This window comes from Shewanella sp. 10N.286.52.C2 (assembly GCF_002874545.1).
Taxonomy (GTDB): domain Bacteria; phylum Pseudomonadota; class Gammaproteobacteria; order Enterobacterales; family Shewanellaceae; genus Shewanella.
Genome location: NZ_MCTV01000068.1, coordinates 185,216 through 191,908, shown reverse-complemented (window position 1 = coordinate 191,908; position 6,693 = coordinate 185,216). Strand labels below are relative to the sequence as shown.

At 41.5% G+C, this 6,693-nt stretch carries 4 protein-coding genes; 1 reads left to right on the top strand and 3 read right to left on the bottom strand.

Translation table 11 applies throughout. The features are described 5' to 3' along the window. Nucleotides 1–52: 52 nt before the first annotated feature. A complete protein-coding gene (locus tag BCU94_RS18595; protein WP_102438134.1) occupies nt 53–316 on the bottom strand; it encodes a TIGR02922 family protein in 264 nt (87 codons plus the stop codon). A gap of 326 nt (nt 317–642) precedes the next feature. On the opposite strand from BCU94_RS18595, the gene BCU94_RS18590 reads away from it, so the two are divergent. Continuing rightward, a complete protein-coding gene (locus BCU94_RS18590; RefSeq protein WP_102438132.1) occupies nt 643–1,365 on the top strand; it encodes a YebC/PmpR family DNA-binding transcriptional regulator in 723 nt (240 codons plus the stop codon). Nucleotides 1,366–1,475: 110 nt separating this feature from the next. Here the strand turns inward: BCU94_RS18590 and raiA are convergent, their stop codons facing one another. Next, nucleotides 1,476–1,832, bottom strand: coding sequence for a ribosome-associated translation inhibitor RaiA (gene raiA, locus BCU94_RS18585; RefSeq protein WP_102477203.1), 357 nt, complete (start codon nt 1,830–1,832; stop codon nt 1,476–1,478). A gap of 497 nt (nt 1,833–2,329) precedes the next feature. Continuing rightward, the gene (pulA, locus tag BCU94_RS18580) at nt 2,330–6,670 is read right to left on the bottom strand and encodes a pullulanase-type alpha-1,6-glucosidase (RefSeq protein ID WP_102477202.1); all 4,341 of its coding nucleotides are present in this window, start codon (nt 6,668–6,670) and stop codon (nt 2,330–2,332) included. Nucleotides 6,671–6,693: the final 23 nt, after the last annotated feature.

Genomic DNA, 6,693 nt, shown 5'->3' with positions numbered 1-6,693 from the left:
CGCCCTAGTTTTATTTAATGATGTTAGTTGCTGTTTGATTATAAAAAATTAGTTAGTTACCAATCATTTTTTGTTGAGAATAAACTCGCTCGCCCAAGGTGTTAAGCACTGTGCACTCACCATCAAGCACGGCAATAATCGACTTACCCTCTCGAAACTCATCGGGCAATATTACCCTTCCAGCGGCACTGACATGTAACCCTTTCAGTACAGTGTTATTCATAGATAGACCTGCCGGAGCATCATAAAATAATACCGTTACTGTCGCTTTATTATCTTTATCAACTGTGGCTAACGGCTGCGTTACTTCTGTCATAAGTTCACTCTCATCCTTATAAAGCGGCTAACATGACTATTACTTCCCTTATGATAAGTCTAGCCATGAATTATTGATTTATCGAGAAACTGAACAACATATTACTTACAAAGGTATTGTTAATTTGACCTAGCTCACTGCTTAATGATGATTTTGTTCAAAAATTAGGGGGAATTTTAATATCTACAGCGGTCATTTTTGTGCTGCTGGCAAGAAAATGAGCAAAAACCAGTAAAATTAACATTGAAACAGATACAGCCCCTAAACAGTTGCGATAATTTTTGCTAGAATCATCGACAATTTTTCGATATAAGACTGAGATTAAGATGGGAAGAGCATACCAAAACCGCAAAGAATCTATGGCTAAAACCGCTGGCCAAAAAACGCGTTTATACTCGCGCTACGGTAAAGAGATATATGTTTCAGCTAAAAATGGTGGTGTTGATCCTGACGGTAACTTAGCATTACGCAGCTTAATTGCACGAGCGAAAAAAGACCAAGTACCGACTCATGTTATCGAACGTGCCATTGAAAAAGCCAAAGGCGGTGGCGGTGAAGATTATGATACCGCGCGTTATGAAGGTTTTGGCCCTGGTGGATGTTCAGTCATCGTAGATTGCTTAACTGACAATGTGAAACGTACTTTCACTGAAGTGCGTCAAGCTTTCGTTAAAAATGATGCTAAGTTAGGTGGACCTGGTACTGTTGCTCACAGTTTTGACCACCAAGCCGTATTTGTATTTCCTGGTGATGACGATGAAGCCGTTTTAGAATTGCTGATGATGGCTGATGTGGACGTGACTGATGTTGAGTTAGAAGATGGCATGATCAGCGTTTTCTCACCAATCACTGAATACAATAAAGTCCGTGTGGCATTAACTGAAGATAATGCAGACATCGAATTTGAAGTTGAACATATCACATTTGTACCTCAGGCCATGACCGAAGTGACCGGTGAAGATGTTGAAACCTTCGATAAATTTATTGCTGCTTTAGAAGACTGTGATGACGTACAAAACGTTTATCACAATGCTGAGATTAACGACTAACAGCAACAGCTCTTACGCCAGCCCTAAAGCGGATGAGCCCAATAAAAACGCAGTCAATAGACTGCGTTTTTTTATGGCTTACCTTTGTAGCTAAAATAAGGGCAAGTCGCTTATTTTAATTCCATTTCTTGAACTTTTTCATAAGCTATTTCAGGTGCTGTAACCTCGGGCTTCTGATGTAAATCTGCTTTTAATTGTCCTTTTCGATGCTTGAGTGCGGCATCAAGTTTTTTACCTGCTTGGGTAAGTGCTGGGTACATAACGGGATCTGACGCTTTGGCAGCGATTCGGCTACCTTCATAGTTCGTGGTAATTTCTACTTCAAACTCGCCGTGCTCTTTTGAAATAATAATATCGAGTGATATTAGCGTTGGGAAATGACTGGCTATTTTAGTGAATTTTTGATTGACGTGTTCTTTTACAGTATCAGTAACATCGACATGGTGACCCGAAAGATTTATTTTCATAGATAAATATCCTTTAATAATATAGCGACGCTATATACTTCACTTTCTTTAAGCAATTTTATTCTTACACCAGTATATTTGAGGACTTGTGTCCTAGAACTCAAGGGAAGTTGGATAAATTTTTGTTAACGTTACAAAAATTTCTCACTACCACCTCATACTAGTGTTAATTATTTTGTTTGCAGCGATTCATTTGTCTTACAACTTCAGTATAGACATAAAATTAAAACAAAATCTGCAACTTTTGTCGTGTTTGCACTTTATTTGTGCATTTAGCTGTTTTTTAAGAAAATTAACCTTCAAGATAGTTTAAAAATCAGCCAAAAAAGCTAAATTAAGGCACAGTTCAAGCGTCCATGGCCTCAAGTTAATCTATGACTAAAAGTGATAATTCACGCTTTACACTCACTTTTAAGCACTGGAGTGGATTTCATAAAAAACCCAGCATAAGCTGGGTTTTGTTATATCGGCCATTTGAGATAAGTTTATCGTTAAAGTCAGTTAACTTTGGTTACCGACAAGGTGGGAGAGCTCGCACTGGGGCCAGTTACCGTAAATCGATATGTGCCAGCATCTGCAGCATTAAAATTCATATTAGCCCCTTTGGATGCCAATGACTGCATTTCACCTTCTAACACCGTTTCTTCGCCAGCAATAGCACCAAAATCAACAGTAGACCAATCTGCAGTAGCAATCTTAAATTCATGATTGCCCGCCTCTAAAGCGATATCAACATGGTAAACCGAAGAACCTTGGTAAGTTAGTGCATCAACTTCACCCCAGCCATTCATTCCGCCACGAATATACACAGTATTAGTGCCAAACATTTCTGTTTTATTGACAGTTAGCATTGGCTCTAAACGATTACTCATATTAAAAGTAAAAGTGTACATTTCTTCAGTTTCAAAGTTGAGACTCATATTCGTCCCTGCAACCGCTAACGCTTTGGCAGTATCTAAGGTCACTGCACCATTATCATCTAAACTGCCGTAATCAACTGTAGACCAATCACTTGAGGCAACTTTAAATTCATGGTTTGCTGCTGATACCAATATTTCTGCTTGGTAAATACTGCCACCCATGTAAACCAATTCATTGGTTTCGCCCCAACCATTCATGCCGCCACGAACATAAACACTAGTGCCAACGAAAGGCTCTTCGTTGTATACGGTTAGCACTGGGTTATCTTTATCTGCTGCATTAAGTGAGAACACATAAGTCCCATCAAGTGTTGCGGTAAAGCTTAAATTTGCGCCCGCTCTAGCAAGTGGCTCAGCTACGTCTTCATCAACTCCCGCTTCGGCATCTGACACGCCGCCAAAGTCCACAGTGCTCCAATCACTGGATGCCACTTTAAAGTCATAGCCACCCGCGGCTAAAGTAATTGCAACGCGATATTCACCACTACCAATATAGGTAAAGCTATCCACTTCACCCCAGCCATTCATGCCACCACGAACAAATACTTCAGTGCTGCCATATGGCACAACATCTGGCGCACCCGCTGTAGCATTAGCACTTAAACCTGCACCTTGTGTATCACCTTGGTTTTTCACAAACACTGCTGTGGTATAAGCCGGTACAGTAAACGTGCCCTCTTCAGTCCCCTCACTAAAGTTGGCACTTTGCACTGTGGTGTCAATCGACATAGATAAACTTGGATGCAAACTAAACCCAGATGCAGTCGGCACTGTATGAGACTGCTCACTTTCACTGCCGTTGATCATCACCACCATGGCATCAACTGAAGGGTCTATATCAGTTAAATCAGCACCATCATCAATACTCATCACAATTACGCCCTGAGTTTGATTCTTGCCAATATTATGGAAACCAACACGGTCAATAATGTCTTGCTCAGTCGTTAAACGCAGTAGTGGGCTCGTTTTACGTATAGATAAAAACTCATTAAAGACGTTAGAAGCAAACTCAATTTCAGACATAGAGGCAGCTGAATTAGGATTACCCGCAAGCGCAATAATTTGCTCCATTTTGGCAGCATTATCTTGCTCTAACGGTAAGCCGACATTCCAGTTATTACTGCCTTTAGTAAAGTCGACCCAGTTAAACCAATCGCCGGAATCATAAGTATTTCGGTCTAATGATTTCGAGCGCAACATGTCGCCACCCATTTGTAAAAATGGAATACCTTGGCTCATTAATGGAATCGTAGCAGCAATATTTTGCACTCGTACGCGGCTATCTAACGATAAACCAATATCATTTGAATACTGTAAAATATCCCATAAGGTTTCGTTATCATGCTTTGATACATAGTTAATACTGTCTGCAGGATCTAAGGTGTAAGCTGTTGGCTGTGAGTTCCAGCTAAAGCTACTCCCTGTGGCAGTATTGCCGTTAAAGTCTTTTAAGACGTAGTTTTGTAAGTTACCTGCCATTGATAAGCGCAGCGTATCTTGGTCACGCAAATAATCATCTTTTTGCTCAGAAGCAAATAAAGCCCCCCCTCGAACGGCCTCACGAATACGGTCATTAAAGGTACCGACTTCACTGCCTGCCATATTGGCTTGAGTGGCCTGTTCAAACAATCGATTATCGGCGACTTCACCAAAGTTCCAACCTTCACCATAGAAGTAGTTATCAGCATCAACCGCTTGAACGGCATCACGGGCAGCTAAAATACTGCTCTTAGGCATATGACCCATCACGTCGAATCGGAAACCATCAAAACCATATTGCTCAGCTAAAATCACCATTGAATCAGAGACAAACTTATCCATCATTCGATGTTCAGTGGCGGTATTATCACAACAGGTGGATGATTCAATGTTACCGCTAACTTCGTTATAACGGTGGTAATAACCTGGCACGACTTTATCGAGCACTGAGTTATCCCAAAGCCCAGATGAACTGGTATGGTTATACACCACATCTAACACGACTCTTAGCCCTAACTCATGTAAAGCTAAGTTCATTTCACGTAACTCTCTAACTCGAGCAATGCCATCGGCATCGCTAGCATAACTGCCTTCTGGGGCAATAAAATGCTGAGGATCATACCCCCAGTTAAAGCTGTCATAGCCGCGCATAGCTTCAACTAATGCTTGGGCATCTTTTGAGCCTGGTAATGCTCCTGCTAGGATTGATTCAATTGTGGCTGATTTATCTTGGGTAACACAGGCATCTGCACTGTCTTCAATCTTGTCACACAAGGTGCCTAACGTGTCTGTGATATCAACTCGCTCTGCCGGATCTTCATTAACAGTAGCGATATCATTGACAGGCAATAAATGAAAATGAGTCACGCCACTTTCAGCTAATTTACGTAGATGCTCAACAGGTGCACTACCCGCTTCAGTAAAGGCTAAATACTTACCTCGGTTTTCTGCGCTAGTGCTTTCATCGCGAGCACTAAAATCACGAACATGACCTTCGTAAATCACGATATCTTCAGGATTGGCAACCGTCATGACTTCGTGGTCATCCCAACCATCAGGTTTTAAGTCATCATCACTTAAGTTAATAAATTGACTATAGCGGCCATTGGTTGACACATTCAGAGAATAAGGGTCCGTTGATTCAAGTGTTTCAATGGCTTTAGTTACAGGATGGAAAACAATGAGTTCGTAACGGTAATACATTCTGTCTAAGCTCATATCACCGCTAAATGACCAAATCCCCGTTTCAGCATCTAAGGTCATCGACTCAGTACGGGTTAAGTTTTTAGCTGCATCATAAACTTTCAAATTCACTGTTTGAGCTGTTGGTGCCCAGACTTTCGCCATGATGTTACTGCCATCATAGATTATGCCTAAGTCAGCTTCATCAGCATCATTCTCACCAGCGGTGTACAGTGCATCAAGTACTTTAGCGGCTTGAACATGAGTTGCTGCAACAGGTTTGTCGTCGCCATCATAAGCCACCATAACCAACTGATTTTTAGCAATAGACTTAGCTTCTTCTGTAGTAAAATTCGCTTCATAAGCAGGCCAATCCGCTAAATGCGGTACTAAGGCTTTTTGCGCATCTGTTAGCTCACTGCTCATCACTTCAACTTGAGTGCCACTGATATTGCCATCATTGTCAGCTGCAATTCCTGCACTATCAGAATGATGAATAACAAATTTTGCTATGCCGTCAGGATCTTCATTCCACACAAAGGTGTTTTGATCTAACCAGTGTGCACTTGCTCCTGCTATTGAAAAACCAACATCTAAAATAGGATAATCATAGACATCGCTTTCACCATGGATGGTAAAGTTTGTGCGGTTAAAGTTTGCCTCTGGCTCACCCTCTTCAGCCAGTACTTTAAGGTTCATGACTAAGTCGCCGTCACCTAAAGCTTTACCTGAACCTTCTGTACCTATATGGACAATAAAGTTAGCACATTCGCCATAGCCTTCTTTAAGATTGATGATCCAGTAAGCACCATAATTAGGATCAATTCCATCAAACGAATGGCCGTTTGCCCAATCGGTTGAGTCAAAAGGCGCGGCATAGCTATCACAAGTGTCGTTATTCCACGTGTGCAGCTTATAACCTGGGTAGTTAGGGTTTGATTCGCTATTATTGTTATCTTTAATACGGTTGTAATAAAGCACTGCTTGGTTTTCGCCAGCATAAGCGACCGGCTCTGGCAGATCTGGGTTATAACCGACAATACAGCTTTCATTTTTAGCATCTGGAAACTTAGGTGCAGGGCAACTTAATGGCGGCGGTGGAACACATTCTGTGCCTGCAGCATTAGGTATATTTGGCACATTACACGTTAGCAGTACTTCACCTGGCTCAGATGAATCCCCACCACCACAACCAGCAAGCGCAGCTAAACTGGCTGCCGCTGCTAATAGCTTTATGACTTTAGCAATACTCTTCATGAGTGACTTCTCCCCATAGAATT